Origin of the sequence: Microbacterium sp. NPDC056234 (genome assembly GCF_042267585.1) — a bacterium.
Taxonomy (GTDB): domain Bacteria; phylum Actinomycetota; class Actinomycetes; order Actinomycetales; family Microbacteriaceae; genus Microbacterium.
On record NZ_JBHJTE010000005.1, the window covers coordinates 39406 to 62083 of the forward strand.

The 22678-nt window shown below is 69.2% G+C and carries 15 protein-coding genes and 2 tRNA genes; 8 read left to right on the forward strand and 9 right to left on the reverse strand.

Annotated elements, in window-relative coordinates; genetic code table 11:
- Positions 1–34: 34 nt before the first annotated feature.
- A complete protein-coding gene (locus ACFCYE_RS13945; RefSeq protein WP_376179632.1) occupies positions 35–1234 on the forward strand; it encodes an aminotransferase class I/II-fold pyridoxal phosphate-dependent enzyme in 1200 nt (399 codons plus the stop codon).
- A 36-nt stretch (positions 1235–1270) separates the two neighbouring features.
- On the opposite strand, the gene ACFCYE_RS13950 is transcribed toward ACFCYE_RS13945, so the two are convergent.
- Positions 1271–2065, reverse strand: a complete 795-nt coding sequence (locus tag ACFCYE_RS13950; RefSeq protein ID WP_376179634.1) for a carbon-nitrogen hydrolase family protein — start codon at positions 2063–2065, stop codon at positions 1271–1273.
- A gap of 71 nt (positions 2066–2136) precedes the next feature.
- Between ACFCYE_RS13950 and ACFCYE_RS13955 the strand changes: the two genes are divergently transcribed.
- Positions 2137–2210 (forward strand) — tRNA-Met (locus tag ACFCYE_RS13955).
- A 162-nt stretch (positions 2211–2372) separates the two neighbouring features.
- Positions 2373–2449: transfer RNA gene (locus ACFCYE_RS13960), tRNA-Met, on the forward strand.
- Here ACFCYE_RS13960 and ACFCYE_RS13965 read toward each other — a convergent pair.
- Positions 2428–3360: a helix-turn-helix domain-containing protein gene (locus tag ACFCYE_RS13965; protein ID WP_376179635.1), complete on the reverse strand. Its 933-nt coding sequence runs from the start codon at positions 3358–3360 to the stop codon at positions 2428–2430. The two genes, ACFCYE_RS13960 and ACFCYE_RS13965, sit on opposite strands and share 22 nt — an antisense overlap.
- Positions 3361–3451: 91 nt before the next feature.
- Here ACFCYE_RS13965 and ACFCYE_RS13970 point away from each other — a divergent pair, with 91 nt between their 5' ends.
- The gene (locus ACFCYE_RS13970; RefSeq protein ID WP_376179636.1) at positions 3452–4039 is read left to right on the forward strand and encodes a dihydrofolate reductase family protein; all 588 of its coding nucleotides are present in this window, start codon (positions 3452–3454) and stop codon (positions 4037–4039) included.
- Positions 4040–4104: 65 nt separating this feature from the next.
- Here the strand turns inward: ACFCYE_RS13970 and ACFCYE_RS13975 are convergent, their stop codons facing one another.
- Positions 4105–7044, reverse strand: a complete 2940-nt coding sequence (locus tag ACFCYE_RS13975; RefSeq protein ID WP_376179637.1) for a UPF0182 family protein — start codon at positions 7042–7044, stop codon at positions 4105–4107.
- A 63-nt stretch (positions 7045–7107) separates the two neighbouring features.
- A complete protein-coding gene (locus ACFCYE_RS13980) occupies positions 7108–8208 on the reverse strand; it encodes a PDZ domain-containing protein (protein ID WP_376179638.1) in 1101 nt (366 codons plus the stop codon).
- 120 nt (positions 8209–8328) lie between these two features.
- On the opposite strand from ACFCYE_RS13980, the gene ACFCYE_RS13985 reads away from it, so the two are divergent.
- Positions 8329–9741 (forward strand): zinc-dependent metalloprotease, encoded by a 1413-nt coding sequence (locus tag ACFCYE_RS13985; protein WP_376179639.1) that lies wholly within the window; start codon positions 8329–8331, stop codon positions 9739–9741.
- An 809-nt stretch (positions 9742–10550) separates the two neighbouring features.
- Here ACFCYE_RS13985 and ACFCYE_RS13990 read toward each other — a convergent pair.
- The gene (locus ACFCYE_RS13990; protein ID WP_376179640.1) at positions 10551–12272 is read right to left on the reverse strand and encodes an ATP-dependent helicase; all 1722 of its coding nucleotides are present in this window, start codon (positions 12270–12272) and stop codon (positions 10551–10553) included.
- On the reverse strand, positions 12269–13150 hold the full coding sequence (gene nudC / locus ACFCYE_RS13995; RefSeq protein ID WP_376179641.1) for an NAD(+) diphosphatase: 882 nt from the start codon (positions 13148–13150) through the stop codon (positions 12269–12271). Before nudC ends, ACFCYE_RS13990 begins: the two co-directional genes overlap by 4 nt.
- Positions 13151–13213: 63 nt before the next feature.
- Here nudC and ACFCYE_RS14000 point away from each other — a divergent pair, with 63 nt between their 5' ends.
- Positions 13214–14479: a phosphotransferase gene (locus ACFCYE_RS14000; RefSeq protein ID WP_376179643.1), complete on the forward strand. Its 1266-nt coding sequence runs from the start codon at positions 13214–13216 to the stop codon at positions 14477–14479.
- Here the strand turns inward: ACFCYE_RS14000 and ACFCYE_RS14005 are convergent.
- Positions 14425–17910 (reverse strand): UvrD-helicase domain-containing protein, encoded by a 3486-nt coding sequence (locus tag ACFCYE_RS14005; RefSeq protein ID WP_376179645.1) that lies wholly within the window; start codon positions 17908–17910, stop codon positions 14425–14427. The two genes, ACFCYE_RS14000 and ACFCYE_RS14005, sit on opposite strands and share 55 nt — an antisense overlap.
- Positions 17907–21170, reverse strand: coding sequence for an ATP-dependent helicase (locus tag ACFCYE_RS14010; RefSeq protein WP_376179647.1), 3264 nt, complete (start codon positions 21168–21170; stop codon positions 17907–17909). The genes ACFCYE_RS14005 and ACFCYE_RS14010 overlap by 4 nt, the downstream gene beginning before the upstream one ends.
- 139 nt (positions 21171–21309) lie before the next feature.
- Between ACFCYE_RS14010 and ACFCYE_RS14015 the strand changes: the two genes are divergently transcribed.
- Both ACFCYE_RS14015 and ACFCYE_RS14020 read left to right on the forward strand, forming a co-directional pair.
- On the forward strand, positions 21310–21534 hold the full coding sequence (locus tag ACFCYE_RS14015; RefSeq protein ID WP_376179648.1) for a DUF3107 domain-containing protein: 225 nt from the start codon (positions 21310–21312) through the stop codon (positions 21532–21534).
- 1 nt (position 21535) lies between these two features.
- A complete protein-coding gene (locus tag ACFCYE_RS14020; RefSeq protein WP_376179649.1) occupies positions 21536–21823 on the forward strand; it encodes a hypothetical protein in 288 nt (95 codons plus the stop codon).
- Between the two features lie 12 nt (positions 21824–21835).
- Here ACFCYE_RS14020 and ACFCYE_RS14025 read toward each other — a convergent pair whose 3' ends face one another.
- Complete coding sequence (locus ACFCYE_RS14025; protein ID WP_376179651.1) at positions 21836–22546, reverse strand: ferritin-like fold-containing protein; 711 nt, start codon at positions 22544–22546, stop codon at positions 21836–21838.
- Between the last annotated feature and the right edge of the window lie 132 nt (positions 22547–22678).

The window sequence follows — 22678 nt, forward strand, 5'->3', positions numbered from 1 at the left end:
GATGAGTGTCGCTTATGGCCTTAGCCTGTTCTCCATGAGAGACATCCCCGGCGCGTGGCGCCGCACCGCCGCCGGAGCCGGGCTCCTTTCGCCCTCCGGAGAAGTCGCCCCGACCATCTTCGCAGAGATGTCCGCGGCTGCGGCTCGAACCGGCGCGATCAACCTCGGACAGGGCTTCCCCGACGAAGACGGGCCGGCTGAGGTGCTCGAGGCGGCGCGCGCGGCCATCGCCGACGGCGTCAATCAATACCCGCCCGGTCGCGGCATCCCGGATCTGCTGACCGCGATCAGCGAGCATCAGCACCGGTTCTACGGTCTGGAGGTCGATCCGCAACGCGAGGTCATCGTGACCGCCGGCGCCACCGAGGCGCTCACCGCGACGCTGCTCGCGCTGGTCGGATCGCCGGACGACGAGGTCGTGGTCTTCGAGCCCTATTACGACTCGTACGCGGCGGCCGTCGCGCTGGCCGGCGCACGACTGCGGACGGTCCCCCTGCGCCTGCCGGACTTCCAGCCCGATCTGGATGCGCTGGCGGATGCCGTCACAGACCGGACCCGCATCATCCTGGTGAACGACCCGCACAACCCGACCGGTGCGGTGTTCGGCGCCGATGTGCAAGCCGAGATCGTACGGCTCGCGCACGCGCACGACGCGGTGATCGTCACGGACGAGGTGTACGAGCACCTCGTCTTCGACGACGTGCACCGCCCGATCGCCACTCTCCCCGGCGCCGCGGACCGGACCCTCACGATCTCGTCGGCCGGCAAGACGTTCTCGGTGACGGGTTGGAAGATCGGGTGGGTGCACGGACCCGCTGACCTCATCACGGCGGTGCTGACCGTGAAGCAGTTCCTGACGTATGTGAACGGCGCGCCGTTCCAGCCCGCCGTCGCGGTGGGGCTGCGTCTACCGGATGCGTTCTTCGCCGACGCCGCTCGGGTGATGCAGAACAAGCAGGCCCTGCTCGCGCGCGGGCTCGAGGCGGCCGGGTTCGATGTGATCGCGCCTCGCGGCGGATACTTCACGGTCGCAGACGCGTCAGCGCTCGGCGGTCACGACAGTGCGGCGTTCTGCCGCGCGCTGCCAGAACGCGCAGGCGTCGTCGCGATCCCCCTGAGCGCGTTCGTGTCCCCCGAGAACGCCGGCGAGTACGCGGGTCTCGTGCGCTTCGCCGCATGCAAGCGTGTCGATGTGCTCGAGGAGGCGCTGCGGCGCCTCGACGCGGCGTTCTGAGCCCCGGATCCGGTGACGCCGGACGTGAGGAGTCTCTCAGCGCGGGCCCACGGCGTAGCGACGCAGCCGAAGAACGGGGTTCACTTCTCGAACGCGCTCCAGCTCGGCCCGTGCGAGTCCGGCGAGGGCGATCCCTTCGCCGCTGGCGAGCCCCGCGAGCGCGACGCCCTGCGGATCGATGATCTGCGAGCGTCCGACGCCGATCGGAGCAGGGTGATCCGCAGCGACGACGAAGGATGCGTTCTCGATCGCGCGCGCGGCGAGCAAGGTCGTCCAATGGTGCTCTTTGAGCGGGCCGCGCACCCACTCCGCGGGGACCACCAGGACATCGGCCCCGGCATCCACGAGCGTCCGCGCGACCTCAGGGAATCGGAGGTCGTAGCAGGTCATCATTCCGAAGCGCAGGCCGCCGATCTCGAAGGTCTCCGCCGCGGTCAGTGCACCCGGCGCGATCCAGTCAGACTCGGTCTGGCCGAACGCGTCGTATAGGTGCTGCTTGCGATAGACGGCGCGCAGGCCTGCACCGTCCACTGCGACGAGCGTGTTGCTGACCCGCTCCCCTGCGGCCTCCACCAGTCCCGCGACGATCGTCGCACCGTGTTCGGATGCCGTGAGCCGCAGCGCCTGCACGAACTCGCCGTCGAGAGTCTCGGCGTTGTCCGTGAGTGTGGCATCCAGCGGATCGACGAAGTAGCCCGCGTACTCGGGGAACACCACGACCTCAGCGCCTCGGGCGGCCGCATCCGCCGTCAGCTGCGATATCCGCGCGCGATTGTCCGCTCGGTCTGCGGTCGGGGCGAACTGGCACACGGCGACGAGGACATGAGACATGCCCCCATCCTGGCTCATCCCCGTGGTGATGTGACGAACACACGGATCCGTGCTAGAGTAAATTCTTGTGCCGCGGGGTGGAGCAGTTCGGTAGCTCGCCGGGCTCATAACCCGGAGGTCGCAGGTTCAAATCCTGTCCCCGCAACGGATAGCGACACATAAAAGGCTCCTGATCAGGTGAAAACCAGATCAGGAGCCTTTTGCTTCGCCACCGCGCTGGCCCGTTGGCCACCGAGCCGGGCCGACACGCCCGCCTCCTCATCCCTTTCGTCGCCGGAGAAGTCCGTTGGTAGGCTGGTGATCGTGACGCGGGGTGGAGCAGTTCGGTAGCTCGCCGGGCTCATAACCCGGAGGTCGCAGGTTCAAATCCTGTCCCCGCAACCAGAGACGAAGTCCCGGCCCGCAAGGGTCGGGACTTCGTCGTTCGGTCGCCGAGCACGCGCGGCCGACTCGGTCCCGTCGACGCGGATGCCGATGGCGGCCTGTGCGGTCACCGGTGCGGTCCGCTTCAATTCCGTGATGGTCCGGCCCGAGAACCACCGCACCTCACGTGCGAGGTGGCTCTGATCGGCATAGCCGAAGTCGGCCGCCACCGACGCGACCGGGGAGCGCCTCAACGCCGACGACGCGTGTTCGAAACGCACGATGCGAGCGGCGAGTTTGGGGCCGAGCCCGACCTGCTCGGTGAAGAGCGACGTGACGTACCGCTGACTCCATCCGGTTCGTTCGACGAGGTCGGCGATGCGAGCGCGTCCGCCGGTGCGTCTGATCTGCTCCCACATCCACACGACGAACGCCTCGGAATCGACTCCCTGATCGAGCCGGGCGATGAGCGTCCGATCGATCAGCGCGAATCGCTGTTCCCACGTCTCGGATGACCACAGCTCGTCGTGGAACCCCTCGCCGAAGAACGGCGCGACGTCCTCGATGTCGACGATGCGGCGCGCGACCTCTCGGCCAGGCAGGGCGAGCAGGCGCTGCACCCCTAGGGGCGTGAGGTAGATCTGGATGCATCGCTGTTCGCCGTCGAACGCGGTCGTCGCATGACCGGGCATGAATCCTGCGATGAATGAGCTGTGGGTTCCGACGCCAGCTCCATCGGCGAGCGCGGTGACGTCCAGGCGGGGCCCTGACGAGAGGATCACCGGAATCAGACTCCCGGCGTGCTGCCGGCGGGTGACCACCTCTGTGGCGCGCTCCTGAAAGCCCACGATCCCCGCGACGATGCCGTCGAGGAGCGGGGGCGCACGGTGCCTGATGAGCACCGGTCCCGCCACCCCGGATTCAGCGTGCATCCATCACCCCGGTCAGTTTTCTTCAAGCCAGGATGCCTCTTCTCCCGGACGATGAGAAGAGCAGGACCCGAACAGAGAAGGAGAATGAGCAATGCGAAGACTGGTCGCGATCGAATTCCTGTCGCTCGATGGCGTGATGCAGGGTCTCGGATCACCGGACGAGGACCGCGAGGGCGGCTTCGAGCACGGCGGCTGGGGTGCCCCGTATGCGGAGGCGATCCACGCATCCAGCGGAGCTGACGGCCTGTCGGGCACGAGTGCATACCTGTTCGGGCGGAAGACCTACGAGAAGATGTCCGCGTTCTGGCCGTACGTGCCGGACGACAACCCGATGGCCGCGCACCTGAACACGACCGAGAAGCACGTCGTCACCTCCACAGTGGTGGATTTCGGCTGGCGCAACACTCGGGCATTGACCGGCGAGCTCGGCGCGAGCGTGCGTGACCTCAAGAACGAGGGAACCGGGAACATCGCGATCCTCGGGAGCGGTGTTCTGGTGCGCTCGCTCATGCGGGCCGAGTTGATCGACGCGCTGCGTCTGTTCGTCCATCCGCTGGTGCTCGGCTCCGGCAAGCGGCTGTTCGGCGATCTTCCTGCTCCGCAGAATCTGACTCTCGTGAGCTCCGAGACGACGTCGATGGGCACCCTCGCGCTGTCCTACGACGTCATCCGGCCGTAGGAGAGGCCGTATTCGCAGAAGAGGGCATCCCCGAAGGGACGCCCTCTTCTCACGATCACCCTGGGCTACTCGCCGCCGGTCTCCTGCGCCTCGAGTTCGAGCAGCGTGCTGACGGCCTCGGTGAGGCGGTCATCGGCCTCGGCGAACGCCGTCAGGTCGCCGGCCTTCAGCGCGGCATCCCGATCGAGCATCGCCTGCTGCGCCGCGGCGAGGGCCGCGGCCCGAGCATCCCCGTCCGTGCCGGGGGTCTCGCCCGCATCCGGGTCGGTGGGTTCGGTCGGCTCAGCCGGCTCGGTGGGCTCGCCGGTATCGGGGTCGACCGGATCGACCTCCTCATCGCCGCCGTCCGCGCCGGCGTCACCGCCGAACAGGGAGTCGAGCGCGTCCGTGAGCGTGTCCTCGAACGCGACCTCGTCGCCGAAGGAGACCAGCACCTTGCGCAGCAGCGGCAGCTGCGTTCCGCTGGAGGATTGGACGTAGACCGGCTGGACGTACAGGAAGCCGCCGCCGACCGGGAGGGTCAGCAGGTTGCCGTACTTGACCTCGGATTCACCCTGCTGCAGCAGGTTGAGCTCGCGCACCACATCGGCATCCGAGTTGAACGTGTTCTGCACCTGTCCTGGGCCGGGCACCGTGGTGTCGGTGTCGATCTCCAGCATCCGGAGCTTGCCGTATCCGTCGCTCTTCTCCCCTGGGGTGTCCCCGGCATCCGAGTCGACCGCCAGATAGCCCATCAGAACGTTGCGTTCCGCCGTGCCCTGCGAGGACGGGATGAACGTCGAGAACATCGAGAACGCTGCCTCGTCCTGGCCAGGCATCTTCATGGTCAGGTAGTACGGCGGCTGCAGCTGCTGCGAATTGCGCGGGTCGTTCGGGGTCTGCCAGCGGTTGTCCTGCTGGGCGAACGAGCGCGCGTCGTCGACGTGGTAGACGCCGAGGATGTTGCGCTGGACCTTGAACAGGTCGGTCGGGTAGCGGACGTGGCTCATGAGTTCGCCGGACATCTCGCTGATCGGCTCGACCGTCGAGGGGTAGACGTTCTGCCAAGCCTGCAGAACAGGGTCCTCGTCGTCCCACGCGTACAGCGTGACCGAGCCGTCGTAGGCGTCGACGGTGGCCTTGACCGAGTTGCGGATGTAGTTGATGTCGTCGAACGTCAGGCTGGGCGCCGGGTTGTTCGAATCGGCGATCGCCTCGGCCAGGCTCACGCCCGTCGAGTACGGGTAGCTCGCGCTCGTGGTGTATCCGTCGACGATCCACACGATGCGACCGTCCACGACACTCGGGTACGGGTCGCTGTCGACCGTCAGATACGGCGCCACCTTCTGCACGCGCAGCTTCGGGTCGCGGTCGTACAGGATCTGCGAATCCCCGTTCACGAGGTCGGAGAACAGGATCTCCGCCTCCTGGAACTTCAGTGCGTACAGCAGCTTGTTGAACGTGCTGCCCACACGAGGACCGCCGTCGCCCGAGAACGTCGTCTTCGTCTCGTTGGCGCCGTCCTCACCCCGCGGGTAGTCGATCTCGACCGGGTCCGTGCCCTCCGGCGCTCCGACGATGGAGTACTCCGGCGAGTACTCGCCGAAGTAGACGCGCGGTTCGAAGTTGTCCCGGTTCGTGAGGAAGCCGGACGACGGGATGCCGCTCTCCAGGAACACCGGCTCACCGTCAGGCGTGCGCTGGTTGCCCGCGGCCGCGACCAGACCGTAGCCGTGCGTGAACACGGCCGTGCGGTTGTTCCAGTTGTTGCCGTCGCCGAGCTGGTTCATGTTCAGCTCGCGGACGGCAGCGACGGTGTCCTGCGACTTTCCATCGATCTCGTACCGGTCGACGTCGAGCGTGTCGGTGAACTGGTAGTAGCCGCGGTACTGCTGCAGCTGCTGCACGGTCGGGCTGACGATACCGGGGTCGACGATGCGGATGGATGCCGTGGTCTCGGCGTCCTCGCGCAGCTGACCGGCTTCGACGTCGAGGGCCGCTTCGAAGGGAGTCGTCTCGAGATCGGCGATGTCGTACGCGGCCTTCGTGCCGTCGATGTTGCGCTGGTAATACTCCGCCTGCAGGCTGTTCTGGTTCGGGCGCACCTGGAACGTGTCGACCACCCACGGGTAGCCGACTCCGACGACCAGCGAGGCGACGATGAGCAGAGCTGTTGCGGCGAGGGGGAAGCGCCAGCGCCCGATGATGGCGGTGACGAAGAACAGCAGTGCGACGATCCCGGCGAGGATCGAGAGGATCGCGAGTCCGGGGATCGTCGCATTCACGCTCGTGTATGCGGCACCGGTGATGCGGTCTTCCTCCGTGATCAGCGTCTTGTAGCGGTCCAGCCAGAGGCTGACCGCCTGCGCCAGCAGGTACAGGCCCGCCAGCACGGCCAGCTGAATGCGCGCCGGCTTCGAGATGCGCAGCTCGCGCTGCCCGATCTGCACCGACCCGTACAGGTACGACACCAGAGCCGTGACGAGCAGACACAGCAGGAGCACCGCCGACACGAACGCGAGCAGGATCGTGTAGAACGGCATCGCGAACAGGTAGAAGCCGGTGTCCAGCCCGAATTCCTGATCGACGACGTCGGTGGCGACCCCGTTGATCCACAGCATCACGGTCTGCCAGTTGCCCGCGGCGGCGAAGCCGGCGAAGAGTCCGAAGAAGATCGGCATGCCCCACATCGCCAGGCGCCGCAGCGGTTCGATGACCTCCTGGTACCGGTCCAGCTGCGAGCTCAGCCGCACGTACACCGGACGCAGCCGGTAGGCGAGCTGGATGACGACGAACAGCGGAACGGCCATCCCGAGGAATCCGACGACGAACATCGTCGCCGCCGCCAACCACTGCGTCGTGAGCACGTTCGCGAAGCTCAGCTGGTCGTACCAGAGGAACTCCGTGTAGAGCGAGGCGAAGACGAAGAACGCCGCGACCAGCGCGGCGATGATCGCCAGCGTGATGGCGACGATGCGTCGGGATGTACGGGGCGTGGCCGGTGTCGGCGCTGAGGTCGTGGTCACCGTTCCATCCTAGGCATGATGCCTGATCACGGGCGCCTCTGTCCGCTCAGCGCGGACAGGGACTCACGGCGCCGCCGCGGTGTCGACCGCGCAGGTCGGCAGGGCATCCAGATCCCCGCCCTCTGCGATGGCGTCGAGGATCTCGATGGACTCGTCCAGGGTCGCGGTCGAGAACACCTGCAAGCCCGCAGGGACATGACCGGTGACCTCGTCGCAGTTCGATGCCGGAGCCAGGAAGAACTCCGCGCCGGCGTCGCGGGCGCCGTAGAGCTTCTGCCGGATGCCGCCGATCGGCCCGACCGTGCCGGCGGCGTCGATCGTCCCGGTGCCGGCGATGTTCTCTCCGCCGTTGAGCTCGCCCTCGGTGAGCATGTCGACGATGCCGAGCGCGAACATCATCCCGGCGCTGGGGCCGCCCACGTCGTCGAGCTGGATGGTCACGTCGATCGGGAAGTCGTACTCCGTCGTCAGGGTGATGCCGATCAGCCACGTGTCGACCCCGTCGGTCGTCGTCTTCTGCGGCGTCAGCTCCACCTCGGTCTGCTCCCCCGCCCGCTGGACGGTGAGCGAGATCGTCGCACCGGCGGCATCCTGGATCGTCTCGCGCAGCTGGGCGCCCGATGTGACCGCGACGCCGTCGATCGCGACGATCGCATCACCCGGTTGCAGGACGCCGTCCGCGGCGCTGTCCTCGATGACCTCGACCACCTCGACCTGCGCGCCGGTGTCGTAGCCCAGCTCGTTCAACGCGGCCGCGGTCGCCTCGTGCTGCGAGTCGACCATGAGCACGGCGTTGCGCTCATCGCGCTGCTCGGTCGTGACGCCCTCGGGGAACACGCTCTCGATCGGGACGACGGCTTTGGACGAATCCATCCAGGCCAGCGCGAGTTCGAACCAGCTGGGCGTGCGCTGCCGGTTGCCGACCACCTGGACCGTCGTGAGATCGAGCGTGCCTGCGGTCTCGAACGTCTCGGCGCCCTCGATCGCGATGAGCGGGACGTCGACGCCATCGGCATCCTCCGCGGTGCCGAGCGTGTCGTACACCGGCCCCGGACGCTGGATCACGTACGGCGTCGGCAGGAAGGTGAGCACGATCAGGGCGACGAGGGCGACGATCAGCGCCCATACACCCAGCCCGAGCCGTCGAGACCGGGTCTGACTCACAGATCTACCTCCGTCGTTCGCGAGTGGCGTACAGCGATCTGCGAACAGTCGGGTCCTGCGCAGGATGCTGCAACTAGCGTAGAGGCCACAGGCTTCAGGCGCGCTGAGAGGGCGATCGAGATGGCAGACAACGACCCCAACCCCGAGGACTTCCAGGAGTTCATCCGTCGGATGATGTCGAACGGCGGAGCCGACTTCGACCTCGACGCGCTGCAGAACGCGCTCGGCGGCGCCGACGGCATCCCGTTGGATCCCGCGATGATGTCGCAGCTGATGGCGCAGTTGCAGGGTGCCTTCGGGGGCGACCCGTGGCAGAACACGCTGCGCCAGGCGCTGCACATCGCCAACCGCGATGGTCAAGGCATCACGGACGGCTCCCGCATGTCGCTCACCGAGGCCTTCGGGCTGGCGAACCTGTGGCTGGGCGAGGCGACCACGATCTCGGAACTCGCCGATTCTCCCCGCGTGCTGACACGCGGAGAGTGGGTCGAGCAGACGCTCCCCGTGTGGAAGGAGATCGCCGAGCCCGTGTCGACAAGCATCGCGGATGCGCTGACGTCGGCGCTGGACGCGCAGGTGCCCGACGACATGCGACAGGTCGTGCAGGGTGCCGGGAAGCTGATGCGGGGCCTCGGCAGCTCCGTGTTCGCCGCGCAGTTCGGCCAGGTGCTCGGCAACCTCTCACTCGAGGTCGTCTCGGGCGGCGACGTCGGCATCCCCGTGCTGCCGGCCGGCACCGCCGCGATCATCCCGCAGAATCTGGCTGCTTTCGGCGATGGTCTGGAGATCCCAGAGGATCAGATCGCGCTGTACCTCGCGACCAGGGAACTGGCACATGCCCGCCTGTACCGGCACGCCAAGTGGCTGCACCTGCACGTGATGAGTCAGATCACCGATTTCGCCCGCGGGGTCGAGGTCGACGTCGAAGCCCTCGAGGACGTCGCCGGCCGGCTCGACCCGTCCGATCCCGAAGAGCTGCGTGCGGCGATCGAGGGCGGTGCGCTGCTGCCGGCGCAGACCGATGCCCAGCGCGAATCGCTCGCGCGATTGGAGAACATCATCGCGATGATCGACGGCTGGGTCGATGTGGTCACGGCCGAGGCCACGTCCCGACTTCCGGACGGTGTGCGCATCGCCGAGGCAGCCAGACGGCGTCGTGCGGTCGGCGGGCCTGCCGAGGATGCCCTCGGCGCCCTGGTCGGACTCAAGCTGCGCCCGCGACGGCTGCGCGAGGCGGCGGCGATGTGGCGGGCCGTCACCGACGCCGTCGGCGTCGCCGCACGCGATGGGCTCTGGGACTACCCCGACCTGATGCCGGATGCCTCGGACATCGACGACCCCACAGCCCTGATCGCACGCCTCCAGGCGACGGCGCGCGGCGAAGAGCCGCCGGCGGACGAATTCGACGAGGCGCTCGCGCGTCTGCTGGACGGCGAGGACTTCGGCGACGGCGGGTCCGGCGACGGAGCAGCATCCGGCAGCGCAGACGAAGGCAAGGACAGCGAAAAGGGCGACGGCGAGACGCCCGTCTGAGCACTCCTTCTGCACGGCTCCGTCTTCGGCGGGACTTGTCCACCGATCACCTCCCTGCGCCCACGACCGTGCGCGCATCGAGCAGAATCGGGCCATGCCGCGTTCGTCCGCCCTCCTGACGAGGATCGCCCCCGAGTTCGCGCCGCTGTGGCGCGACGGCGACACCCTGCAGTTCGGGATCGCCGGCGCGGTGCGCGTCCGCGCCGAGCACCCGTGGGTGGAGCGACTCGTGTCACGGCTGTGCGAAGGGATGCCGCTGGCCTCGTTCGATGTCGTCGCCCACTCGCTCGGCGCACCGCGACGACAGGCGAGGGCGCTGCTGGAGGCGCTGGCGCCGATCCTGCAGACCGACGCCCCACCGGCGCCGGCCGTGTGGGCGGAAAGCGCGAACGTCGCGGATTCGCGCGTCGGCAGCTGGATGCTGGATGCTCTCGCTGGTCTGGGCGTGCCGGAAGCAGCCCGTGCCACCCCGGGCACGGTGGGGATCGTGCTCGTTCACGGCGCCGCAGCGGCCGGGCAGATGATCCCCTACGTGCGCGAGGACATCGTGCATCTGCCGGTCTCCTTCGATATCGGAGGAGTGAGCGTCGGGCCGCTGGTGGTTCCGGGCGAGACGCCGTGCCTCTCCTGTCGTGACGCGCACGATCGTGACCGCGACCCCGCGTGGCCTCTGCTGCACTGCCAATTGGTCGGGCGGGTCGATTCCCCCATTCCGCACGCTCTGGTCGCTGCAGCCGCCGCACTCGTGGAGCGTCTGCTGCGCGCCGAACGGAGCAGGGCGCCCACCGCGGCGTCCACCGTCGTCCGGCTCAGCGCCGACGGGAGCCAGCAGCGGAGTTCGGTGAGGTTTCACGCAGAATGCCGGTGCCGAGAGCCGTCGTTCCTATCTCCGCGAGGAAGCGCGAGGCCGAGCGCTGTCCGCGCCCCGCTGCCCGTGACCAGGACAGCGTGAGCGATCGCCCCGCACGCGTCACGCCGACGTAAGCGAGCCGTCGCTCCTCGTCGATGGCTTCGAAATCCGTTGCGTACGAGATCGGCAGCGCGCCCTCTGCCCAACCCGCGACGTGCACATGCGGCCATTCCAGGCCCTTGGCTGCGTGCAGCGTCGACAGGGTCACCGTGTGCAGCATCGGCTCGTGCTGGTCCTTCGCCCTCGCCATCAGTGCGTCGCTGAACGTCCGAAGCGTCGTTCCCGGCTGCGCCTCCTCCGCGAGACGCAGGAGTGCGCGCCTCGCCTCCCAGCCATCGCGCTGGGCGCCGCCGGCCTCCGGCGGTTCGTCGGTGAGACCGAGCTCACGCAGCACCTTCTGGACGTTGGAGAGGAAATCCCGTTCGGTCGGCGCGACCGCCGCGCCGCGGAGCGCGAGCACGGCCTGGCGCACTTCGGGCATGTCGAAGAAGCGGGTGCCGCCCAGGACCGTGGTGGGAATGCCCTCTGTCGCGAGCGCCTGCTGGATGGCCGCCGACTGCGCGTGGGCGCGGTAGAGCACCGCGATGTCGGATGCCGGGATCCCCGACGCGATGCGCGCGGCGATCTGCGCGGCGATTCCAGCGGCCTCTTCCGTCTCGGAGTCGTACGCGGTCACCGTCGGCGACTCCGCGGTCAGCGCCTCGCGGGCAGGCACGAGTTCGAGGGCACCGGGCCGACCGCGCATGAGTGCGTTGGCTGCGGCGAGGATCGGTGCCTGCGAGCGGTAGTTCGTCTCGAGCCGGACGACGGTCGCATCGGGAAAGCGCCGCTCGAAGTCGAGCAGGTAGCGCTGGTCGGCACCGGCGAAGGAGTAGATGGTCTGGCTGGCGTCGCCCACGATGCACAGGTCGCGCCGGTCCCCCAGCCAGAGTTCGAGCAGACGGTTCTGCAGTGGCGAGACGTCCTGATACTCGTCGACCGTGAAGTGACGGTACTGCTCGTGGACCGACGCCGCGACGCGGCTCTCCGCTTCGAGCATCCCCGCGCACGCGAGGAGGACGTCCTCGAAGTCGAGCTGATGCCGCTCGTCCTTGAGCGCCTCATACCCGTGCTGCAGGTCGATCAGCTGCTCGGGGGTGACCCCGCCGACCTTTCGTCCGAGGGCGGCGTGCTGGTCGATGCCGATCATCGAGACCTTGCGCCACTCGATCTCGCTGGCGACGTCGCGCAGCGTGGCGCGGTCGAGTCTCAGCCGCAGTGCGTCGGCAGCCTGGCCGAGCACGCGCACTTTGTTGTCGACGATCTTCGGGGCCGGCGAGCCTGCCAGCGTCGGCCAGAAGAAGTTCAGCTGGGCCAGCGCCGCGGCATGGAAGGTGCGCGCGGCAACGCCCACCGTGCCGAGCGCTCGTAGACGTCCGCGCAGCTCACCGGCCGCCTTGGCGGTGAACGTCACAGCCATCACGCGCGAGGGCGAATAGGCCCCGGTGTCGACGCCGTGCGCGATGCGGTGCGTGATGACGCGGGTCTTCCCTGTACCCGCTCCGGCGAGCACCGCAACCGGACCGCGCAGCACTGTCGCCGCCTGCCGCTGCCGTTCGTCGAGCGCGTCGAGCGCGCTCACACTTCCTCCTCGTACCAGTCCACGATCAGTGCTCGTGCGATGGACGCGGACCCAGGAAGGCCGACCGGTCCATCGCCGGCCAGGGCCGAGCCGATCTCGTCCCTCGTGAACCAGCGGACATCGACGATCTCCTCGCCGTCCGGCCGCGCGTTGCGATCGGTGCCGGCCGTCGCACGGAAGCCGAGCATCAGCGATCGCGGATACGGCCAGGCCTGCGAGGAGATGTACCGGACATCTGCGAGACGCACGCCGGCCTCCTCCTCGATCTCCCGATGCACGGTCGTCTCGAGCGACTCGCCCGCTTCGACGAAGCCGGCGAAACAGGAGTACATCCGGCCATTCCACTGCGCGTTCGCCCCCAGCAGCAACCGCTCGCCGTCCTCGCTCTGCACCGCGACGATCACCGCGGGATCGGTCCGAGGGAAATGCTCACGGTCGCAGTCGGCGCACCATCGCGACCATCCGCTCTGACGCAACTCCATCGACCGCCCGCATGATGGGCAGAAGCGCGCGTCGCGCAACCAGCCGGCGAGCGCGGTCGCCTCGACGAGGATCTCGGTGTTCAGCTCGTCCAGCGTTCCGCCGGTCTCGCGCAGGCCGAGCCAGGTCTCTGCCGGAGCCGCGTCGATCGACTGCGACGGCGGGTCGACCACGGCCAGCAGCAGAGGAGTGCCGGAGGCGCGACGTCCGAGCAGCGCCCACTGCGCCTCACCGACGTCCGAGGGTGCGGTCGTGACAAGCGCACCGTCCTCGACGCGTGCGCGTCCCTCGCGGACGACGATCACCTCGACCTCGTCCGAGGATCGCAGGGCTTCCAGGATGCCGGGGACATCACGCAGGTGTGCTGCGCGATCCAGTGGGGCACGACCGATGGTCATCGACTCCCCCTCTCCGGGCGTGGCGTGGACGGATGGGACGTGCGGCCGACCTAACCTGGGGGCATGGCTCGCTCTGCATTCACTCTAGCGGCGGCGGTGACGGCGGCATTGCCCGGCGCGGAGGTCACGGGTGCGCGCGCTCTCACCGCGGGCGGGGACGGACGCTTCGATTCCGCGGTCGCCTCGCTCGCCGATGGCCGGGAACTCGCGATCCGCGTCGCGGACGCCGACGACACCGCGCGGGAGCTCGCCGCCGAGGCCCTTGCCCTGCGCGCCCTGACTCCGGGTGCACGAGCCATCCTGCCGTTCCGCGCGCCGGAGTACGTCGGAGAGACTCGGCTGGGCGACGGTCGAGCCCTGGTGACCGAGCTGCTCGACGGCTTCCTCGTCGAGGCCGCGGACATCCCCGCGGGCCGGGGAGCCGCGGTGTCGATGGGACGCGCGATCGCGGCCATTCACGCGCTCCCGGCCTCCGTCGTGCGCACGGCCGGCCTTCCGGCCCGCTCGGCCGACGAAGTGCGCGCCGAGATCCGCCAGCTCGTCGATCGGGCGGCGTCCACCGGGCGCGTCCCGGCACGGCTCACCGTGCGCTGGCGCGAGGCCACCGACGACGACGAGCTGTGGCGCTTCGAATCGGCGGTCACGCTCGGTGGAATCCAGGCGACATCGTTCGTGTTCACCGATGACCCGGCCGAAGGTCCGCAGGTGACGGGCGTCGTCGGGTGGCACGGTCTCGCGCTGGGCGACCCTGCGGTCGATCTGGCCTGGCTGTCGTCGGCGCCGGATGCCGCGGCCGATGTGCAGGCGGCGTACACCGAGGCATCCGACCGTCAACCGGACGCCGCCATCGGGGTGCGTGCGCGGTTGACGGCCGAGCTCGAGTTCGCCCGGTGGCTCGTGCACGGTGATGCACTTCGTCGTCCCGATATCGTCGATGACGCCGCTGCGCTGCTCGATTCCCTCGCGCAAGGATTGCGCGACGACGACCTCGCGGTGATCGCCGAGCGCGGCGACGGTGTGGATTCCGCCCTGGCAGCCCTCGATCGGGTACCGCAACGGCCGACCTCCGAGGTCGACACGTCGATGCAGACCGACGCCTACAACCCGGAGGATCTGTGGCTGGAATCCGCCGAGGCCGAAGTCGTCGGCGATCCGCATGCCACCGCGGATCTGACCGACCTCGTCCAGTCTGACCCTCTGCCGACCGAGGGCGACCGCGAGAAGCCCGCCTCCCACGCATCCGATCGCGAGGACGAGACCTCGGAGGACGAGGCTCAGCGAGCGGCGCGGGCCGCGCTCCAGCGCTGGACCAGCTCCTCCTCCGAATAGACCCGATCCCCCCGGATGACGAGGTCGTCGCCGACGTAGTAGAGCGCGACGTCGATCTCCTCGAGCGGAACGCCGAAACGGCGGTGGTAGGCCAGGCGGTACAGCGCGAGCTGGAGCATCCGCTCGTCCTTCTCGGCCGCCGTGCGCGGCGCCTTGCCGGTCTTCCAGTCGACGATCTCGATACGATCCCCGCGGTCGGCGCGACGGTACACGGCGTCCAGCTTGCAGATCACGATGTGACCGGCGGCATCCGACGGTGCGAGGTCCGACGCGGGGTCATCGTTGTGGATCCCGAGCGCGAAGTCGATCTCGATCTCGACGGCGATCGGCTGCAGATCAGCCCATTCGCTGCGCTCGAAGATCTCCTGCAGTCGTGCCATGTCGGCCTGATCCGCGGCCGAGCCCTCCTGGGTGTCCGACTGCTCCTCGTCCAGTTCCCAGAGCGCGGCATCGGGAGCACGCCCCGACCCGACGAGCCCCGACCGATGCTCGACCCAGGCATGGAACAGCGTCCCCAGACGGGTCTGGCGATAGGGGCGCTCCGGCATCGGACGGGCGAGCGAGCGCACCGTGCCGTCGTAGTCCGTGACGTAGTCCTTGAAGCGCGAGGCCGGAACACGCGTCGGTGCGTCCGCGACGGTGCCGTTCTGCCGCTCTGCACGCTCGGCGAGCAGGCGCGACAGCTCGGGCGATGGCGTGGAAGCCGCGCCGTCGAGCGCTGTGCGCACGGCATCCGCCGCGGTGGTCACGACCCGGCGCCTGGCACCCAGCGGATCCAGCGGCCAGTGACTGGTCTTTCCCGGACCGTCGTAAGGGTTCTCCTCCCCCGGGTCGCCAGGGACCGTGAGTCCGAGGGTCTCCAACGCCTCCTCCAGGTACGGCGACGGCTTGCGCGGCGTCTTCTGTCCGGCCCAGTGCGAACCCGTCAGCAGCAGATCCGTGCGGGCACGGGTCACGGCCACATAGGCGAGCCGGCGCTCCTCCTGCTTCTGATAATCGCGATACGCGTCCTTGAAGACCGTCAGCGATCCTGGCGTCTTCGCGCTCTTGCCGGTCAACGATGCGATACCGGCCTTCTTCCGCTTGACCGGATCCAGTTGCTCTTCGGTGGGCGGGATCCAGCTGAACCGCGGCAGGGCTTCGGCGTCGCCGCGCAGCGCGAACGGGAGCACGCCGAATCCGAACCAGCCGGCCGTGTCGGACGGGCGGGAAGGGAGTTCGTCATCCACCATCCTGACCACGGCGACGGCATCCCACTCCAGGCCCTTCGAGCCGTGGATCGTGAGCAGCTGCACGACACCCGGCTCCGGAGGCTCAGGGCGCGGCATGAGCTCATCGGTGCTCTCGGCCTTGTCCAGCCACGCGATCAGGCTGCCGATGGTCCCCCGGTCATCGGCGGCGAGGAAGGCGCGGACCTCATCGGAGAATGCACGCAGCTGCGTCGCCGCGACACGTGCGGGGCCGCGTGTCTCGTTCGATGCCAGTTCGATGTCGAGTCGCAGTTCGAGCTCGATCAGCCGGATGAGTTCGGGGAGCGGCTGAGCGGCGGCACGGCGGAGTCGCTCGAGCATCTCCCCGGCCGCGCGAAGCCGGGCACGGCCGGTGGGAGTGATGCTCTGGATGAGCCGATAGTCGTCGCGGAGTCCCCGCACGACATCGACAGCGTCGATGATCGAGACCGCTTCGTCGGCTCCGCGGGAGGCGCGGATCCGCTGACGCAGGTCCTCCGGCAGCGGAAGCAGGCCGCTGTCCCGCTTGGCCAGTTCGCCCGCGAGGCCGTGGAGCGCCGCCATATCGGCCACGCCGATGCCGAATCGCGGCCCGACGAGAAGCCTGATCAAGGAGGAGCCCGCGTTCGGATCGTGGATCACGCGCAGCACCGAGACGACGTCGACGACCTCCGGAGTCGTCAGCAGGCCGCCGAGCCCGAGGATGCGGTGCGGGATGCCGCGAGCGGCGAGCGCCGCCGCGAACGTCTGCATGTGGCGCTTGGAGCGGAACAGCACGGCACCGGTGTGCGGTCTCGCACCGACGTGCGCGGCACGGCGCTCGGCGAACCACGCGGCCGCATCCGCCGCTTCGTCGTCGACCGTGAGCGGAAATCGCACATCGACGCAGCCGGGGCCTGCACCGGGGCGCGGCTCGAGAGGCGGAACGTCGAGGCCTGGTCGCTGCAACGGTGCGAGCACTCGATTCGCGACGTCGAGGATGCGGGCATCATTGCGCCAACTCGTCATGAGACTGTAGGTGTCGGTCGTCGCCGACTCGGCGAACGTCCGCGAGAAGGCATAGAGATTGTCGGCGCTGGCGCCCCGCCAGCCGTAGATCGACTGGTGCGGATCCCCGACCGCCATCACGGCGGTATCGCGGAAGAGCGCAGCCAGGAACCGGGTCTGGATCACCGAGGTGTCCTGATACTCATCCAGCAGCACCACCCGGTGCTGCTCGCGCAGCTCGTCGCGCACATCGGGCGAGGACTCGACGATGTCGAATGCGCCGGCCACCTGATCCGCGAAGTCCAGCACACCGCGCCGTTGCTTCTCGGCGATGTACTCGCGAACCAGCGTCGTCAGCGTCGGCAGGGCCAGCAGATTCGCGGTCGCCTTGTCGATGTCGCCGGTTCCTCCGCTCGTGTACGGGGCGAACTCCTCGGCCTGACGCACCGCGATCCGGTCCGCGCGATCGAGGTCTGCGCGGTGATCCAGCGCATCGCCGGCGAGGCGCTGCACGGCGTCGACGACGCCCCCGACCGCACGGTCGATCTCCTCGAGACCCGGCAGGTCAGCTCGCAGTACGACTTCTCGTGCCAGCATCCACGAAGCCGCCTGGCTCAGCATGGCCACATCGGGATCTCGGCCGATCCTGGCGGCATGCTCACGCACGATCGAGTCCGCGAACGCGTTGTAGGTGGACACCCGCGGGCGCATCAGCAGGTCTTCGGCGGTCCGGGCGGCTGCCGGATCCCACCCCGTCTCGTAGCGGAGCGCGAGTTCGTCGAGCACCTGCCTGCGCACCGTTTCGCGTTGCGGTCCCCCGGCCGCGGCATCCACTCGTCCCAGCGCGCCGGACGCGACGATCTCCGCCAGGTGCGGGAGCAGACCTCTGCGACCGTACTCGTCGATCAGAGCGAGACGCGCGCCGATGCGCTCGGCGAGTTCGCCGGCGGCCTTGCGCGTGAAGGTCAGGCCGAGGACCTCGTCCCGGCGGACGTACCCGTTGGCCACCAGCCACACCACCCGGCCCGACATCGTCTCGGTCTTGCCGCTGCCGGCCCCCGCGACGACGAGCGCCGGAGTCGGGGGCGCCTCGATCACACGCTGCTGCGCCGGCGTCGGCGTCGGCAGACCGAGCGCCGCGGCGACGTCCGTCGCCGAGATGCCGTGTCCGGCCGTGGCCCAGCCGACGGTGGCGGTGGTTGCGGCGTTCGTCATGAGCTCACCGCCGGGACGGTGTGGATGCGGCACGGCTGCACACGCCACTGGGTGTCGGCGCAGTGGGCCTCGACCTGCGCCGTGAAACTGCTCGCGGACATTCCTCGCGCGGCATCCGCGATGCGGTTCAGGAACACCGTGCGCGCCTGTTCGTCGAGTGTGTGCTGGTGGGCCACTCGATAGTCGCTGCCCGCCAGGGTCTTGGCGACGAGGACCAGCCGTGCCCCGGTGAGTGCGGCCGGGTCGGCGCCATCGACGAGCCCCTGCTGCACCGCCACCTGATACGCCGCGAGCTGCGCATGATCGGCGACCTTCTGTTCGCTCTCCGGCTCGTACTTCCCCGTCTTCAGATCGACGACGACCACACGCCCGGCGTCCGTGCCCTGAGCCATCCGCTCCCATTTCTGTCCTCGCGCCTTGGCGTGCTCGCCTGCACCGGGCGGATAGGCCTCGACACGATCGATGAACCCGTGCACGACCGCTCGGTGCGGGTTCGGTCCGGCATCCGCGGTCAGCGCATGCACGGCGGGCGCGGGGAGCGCGGACTCCGCATCATGATCGTTCGCGATCGACCCGGCGATGTCGACCGCGAAGCGGAACTCGACCTCACTGGCCAGCACCCGTCCGCCCTCTGCCGCCACATCGTCCAGATACGTGTGCAGCCGGTCGATGTACTGATCTGCTCGGCGGCGCTCCTTCCGGCCGATCCAGGCCGTTTCGAAATCCAGTTCCGGCCAGTGCTCGGCGAGGATCGCACGCATGCGCTCCAGGTCGCCGTCCGGGACCTTCTCCATCGCCTCGTGCACGATCGTGCCGATCCCGGCCGACGGCGGAAGCACCGTGTCGCCGCCCAGCGCCGAGACGACCCAGTTCAACTCGCACTCCTCGAACGATTCCATCCGCGACGGCGACACACGGGCGGCCTCGACCGACAGGTCGTGCAGCGGCGCGAGCGTCGATGGGGCCGCGACACCGTACCAGGCGTCCGGATGGGCGCCGGCGACCCCCTCGTTCGCCAGGATCGCGAGCTGGGCCGCTGCCTCGTCCCGCACCCTGGCTGACGTCGAAGTCGTGAGGGCGCGCCGGTGACGGGCGACGAGTCCGCGCAGCGTGAGCGGATGCTCCGCCGACGGATGCAGTTCCGGTGCGTCCGGCGCCGGGAGGAACGAGAAGAAACCGCTGGGTGTCATGTCGTCGTCGTCGACGGCCGTGATCAGCAGCCGAGAGCGCGCCCGCGAGACGGCGCGGACGAACAGCCGCAGCTCGTCATGCAATGCGGATCGCCGGCGGTCCAGCACGCCGGGTGCCGGGTTCGAGATTCCGGTGCGCGCCGCGGTCACCGCGTCCGCGAGACGCCAGGTGCCCAGCATCCCGCCGCGCAGGCGCACATTCGGCCAGACGCCGTCCTGAACCCCCGCGACGATGACGGCCTCGAACTCGCCGCCCAGAGCGGTCGCCGGTGTCAGCAGCGTGACCAGACCAGGACGATCGGGCGTGGAGAGCGTGTCCTCCGGCACCTCGCTGTCGAGGATGTCGTGGATGAACACCGCCGGCTTCTCCTCGGGTGAGCGCTCCACGAAGCGCTTGGCCGCATCGAACAGCGCGACGAGGCTGTCGAGCGCGCGAGCGACCTCGCCCCCTCCTGGCTGCTCGGCCGCCGCACGCCAGGACTTCTCCAGCCGCGCGCCGTCCAGTCCGCGCGAACGATCCCAGACCCGCCAGAGCAGCTCGTGGATCGTCTCGCCCGCGCGGGCCGCGTCCGCCACCTCGACGAGGGTCGCCGCGAAACGGTCGGCCGCCCGCGCTTCCGGTGCGTCGATCCGGTCGAAGTGCGCGGGGTGCATCAGCGCCTGCCGCAGCAGCTCACCCGCGGGCGTCGCACCGCCGTCGGCCAGTTCGAGATGGCGCAGCCGGGCCCGGAGGCGCCGCAGTCCGACCGCATCCATGCCGCCGAACGGCGTGCGCAACGCCTCGGTCAGCGTGTCGACTTCGCGCTCCTCCGGGGGCGTGAGGGCAAGCCGGACGACCCCGACGATGTCGCGCACGACGCCCTCGCTGCCGAGCGGGCGCTGAACCCCGGCGGCCCGCGTCGGCACCTCGCGCGCGGCGAGCTCCGTCTCGAGGGCGGACACCTGGCGGGTGTCGTGCGCGATGACCGCCATGTCGCTCCAGGCGACACCGTGCGAGAGATGCCAGTCCCTGAGCACCCCCGCGATCCGGTCGAACTCCTCGTACGGCGAGGAGGCCACGAACGTGGCGACGGTCTTCGCCGCGCCCTCGGCCGTGTGCTCGGGGGCGCGCCGGTGGTCGACGCGGCCGGCGACCCCGATCGCCTGCGTCACGGTGCGGGTGAGTGCGGTCAGCGGCGTCGTCTGGCGATGCGGCACATCCAGGACGTGCACCCGCTCGAGCATCGCGGCGAGCTCGTGGAAGAGCTGCGGCGTCGCACCGCGGAAGGCGCCGGAGGAGATGTCCGGGTCGCCGAACGCGCACACCGCGATTCCCCTGGCACGCAGCGCTCGGACGAGCTCGATGCCGCCGCGCGTCAGTTCCTGCGCATCGTCGATGAGCACGATGCGCAGCGCAGCGAGCGGCCCGAGCGTCTGCGGCTCCGCGTCGCGCAGCAGCGCTGCCGCCTCGCTGACGAGATCGGGGATGTCGCGATGCGCGGCGCGCATGCCGCCGAGGACCTGGCGGTAATCGCGCAGGAAGCTGCCGACGGCACGCCAGATCTCATCATCCGAAGCGCTCAGCTCGTCGGCATCGACGCCGAGTTCGGTGCATTCCGCGAGGAACGCGCGCAACTCAGAGCGGAACCCCGTGGACGAACGCATCGTCGGGCTGAGCTGCGCAGGCCAGCGCGAGGGCTCGCCGTCGTTCTCGTCGACCGCATCGCCCTCCAGCAGATCGGCGATGATGCGGTCCTGGTCGGCACCGGTGAGCAGCGCCGGCGGTTCCATCCCGGCGTGAACGGTCGCCCCTCGTACGATCTGGAACGCGAAGGAGGCCAGCGATCGGGCGAGCGGACCGGGGGTCGCCTGCCGCGTCCGGACGCCGATCGCGTCCCTCAGCTGGGTCGCCGCCTGCCGGCTCGGAGTCAGCACGATCAGCGCCTCCGGTGGCAGCGCGTGCGTACGGAGCAGCGCCGCGACCCGGGAGATGAGCGCATGCGTCTTACCCGTTCCCGGCGCCCCGATCACGACGGCGGATGCGTCCAGCGGCGCCTCGATCACGGCGGTCTGCGCGGCATCCTGGGTCATATCCTCCACGGTAGCGGGGCACGCCGACACGCCTTCGCGGCGGCGTTGTGCGCCGTGGGCGAAACAGCTCGGCGCGGCCGATCCCCGGTGCGGGCAGCGGGGTAGAGTTGCCTCAGTCCCCGATCTTCAAGGAGTACGCGTGGAAATCCGCATCGGCATCGTCAACACCGGCCGTGAGCTGAACTTCGAGACCGCCTCCAGCGCCGACGAGGTGCGCACGCAGGTGGCATCCGCGCTGGACCAGAACGCCACGCACGTGAGCTTCACGGATGTGAAGGGCAGCTCCTACCTGATCCCGACGGCGACCCTCGCCTACATCGAACTCGGCAACGAGGAATCGCGCCGCGTCGGCTTCTTCGCCTGACATGTACATCCTCCTCGCGCTCATCGCGGCGTGCGCACTCGGTATCGCGCTGCACTTCCTGCTGCCGTCCCGCGAGCTGCGCGGCGTGGTGGTGACGCCGGGCATCGCGACCGCCGTCGCGGCGATCGTCTACACCGGGATGCAGTGGGCGGGCGTCGGCCAGGACAGTTTCTGGCTGTGGCTGGCCAGCATCGGCGGCTCGCTCGCCGTGGCCGCCGTCGTGACGCTCGCTCTCTCGGCCACGCGGACGCATTCGGATGCCGAGAAGAAGGCCGCACTCGGCATCTAGGGATCCCGGCGGCTACGCCGCCAGGCCCATGGCGTCCATCCGGCGCGCATGCGCGCCCATCAACTCGGTGTACACCGGCTCGATGCGGTCGTCATCCACGACGAGGCGCTCCGGACGCAGCGCCGAGCGCGCGACGAGCAGCGTGTCTCCGACCAGCCGACGCGCCCACATCGACAGCAGCGATCGCCATTCGGCATCCGATTCGATCGTCGCCGTGAGGATCGCGACGATCTCATCGCCGTGGTCGTCCTGACGCAGGAGTTCCGCCACCCTGCGGCCCGTCTCCCCGTAGCTGCCGGCCAGCGCCAGATAGAAGTCGTCGAGCATGCCGGCCGTGATGTACACCGCCAGCAGCGTCTCCCGCGGCCGCGCGCCGATCGTCTTGCGGCGGAACGCGTCGAGATTCTCGCGGAAGGGCAGCATAAGCTCGGTGGGATCGTCGCCGCGCTCGGCGATGAGATCGACGATGCCGCGGTGCTTGTCCAGGGCCGCACCCGCCGCGCGCGAGATGGCTTCCTTCTCGCTGAGCTCCGGCGTGGCGCGGATCAGACGGCTGAGCGTCTCGAAGTAGCCCAACTGCAGATACGCAGCCTGACCGAGGAAGCGCGCCTCCTCCGGAGCCAGCTCGGCGAAGTCGATGCGCGTCGCGCCGGTGTCCTCCCCGCGGCTGCGCAGAGTGAGCGTGCGCCGCGGCGCCTTGCGCTGCCAGAACCACTGAACCATGGACTTCAGACTACCGACCCGCTCGCGGGCTCGGCATCCGCCCTACCAGGGGCGACGGGCCCCTCGGGTAGGCTGGACGCACGCCCTGCCATCGGAGCAGGGTCCCGCGCCTGTGGCACATGAGACGGCGTG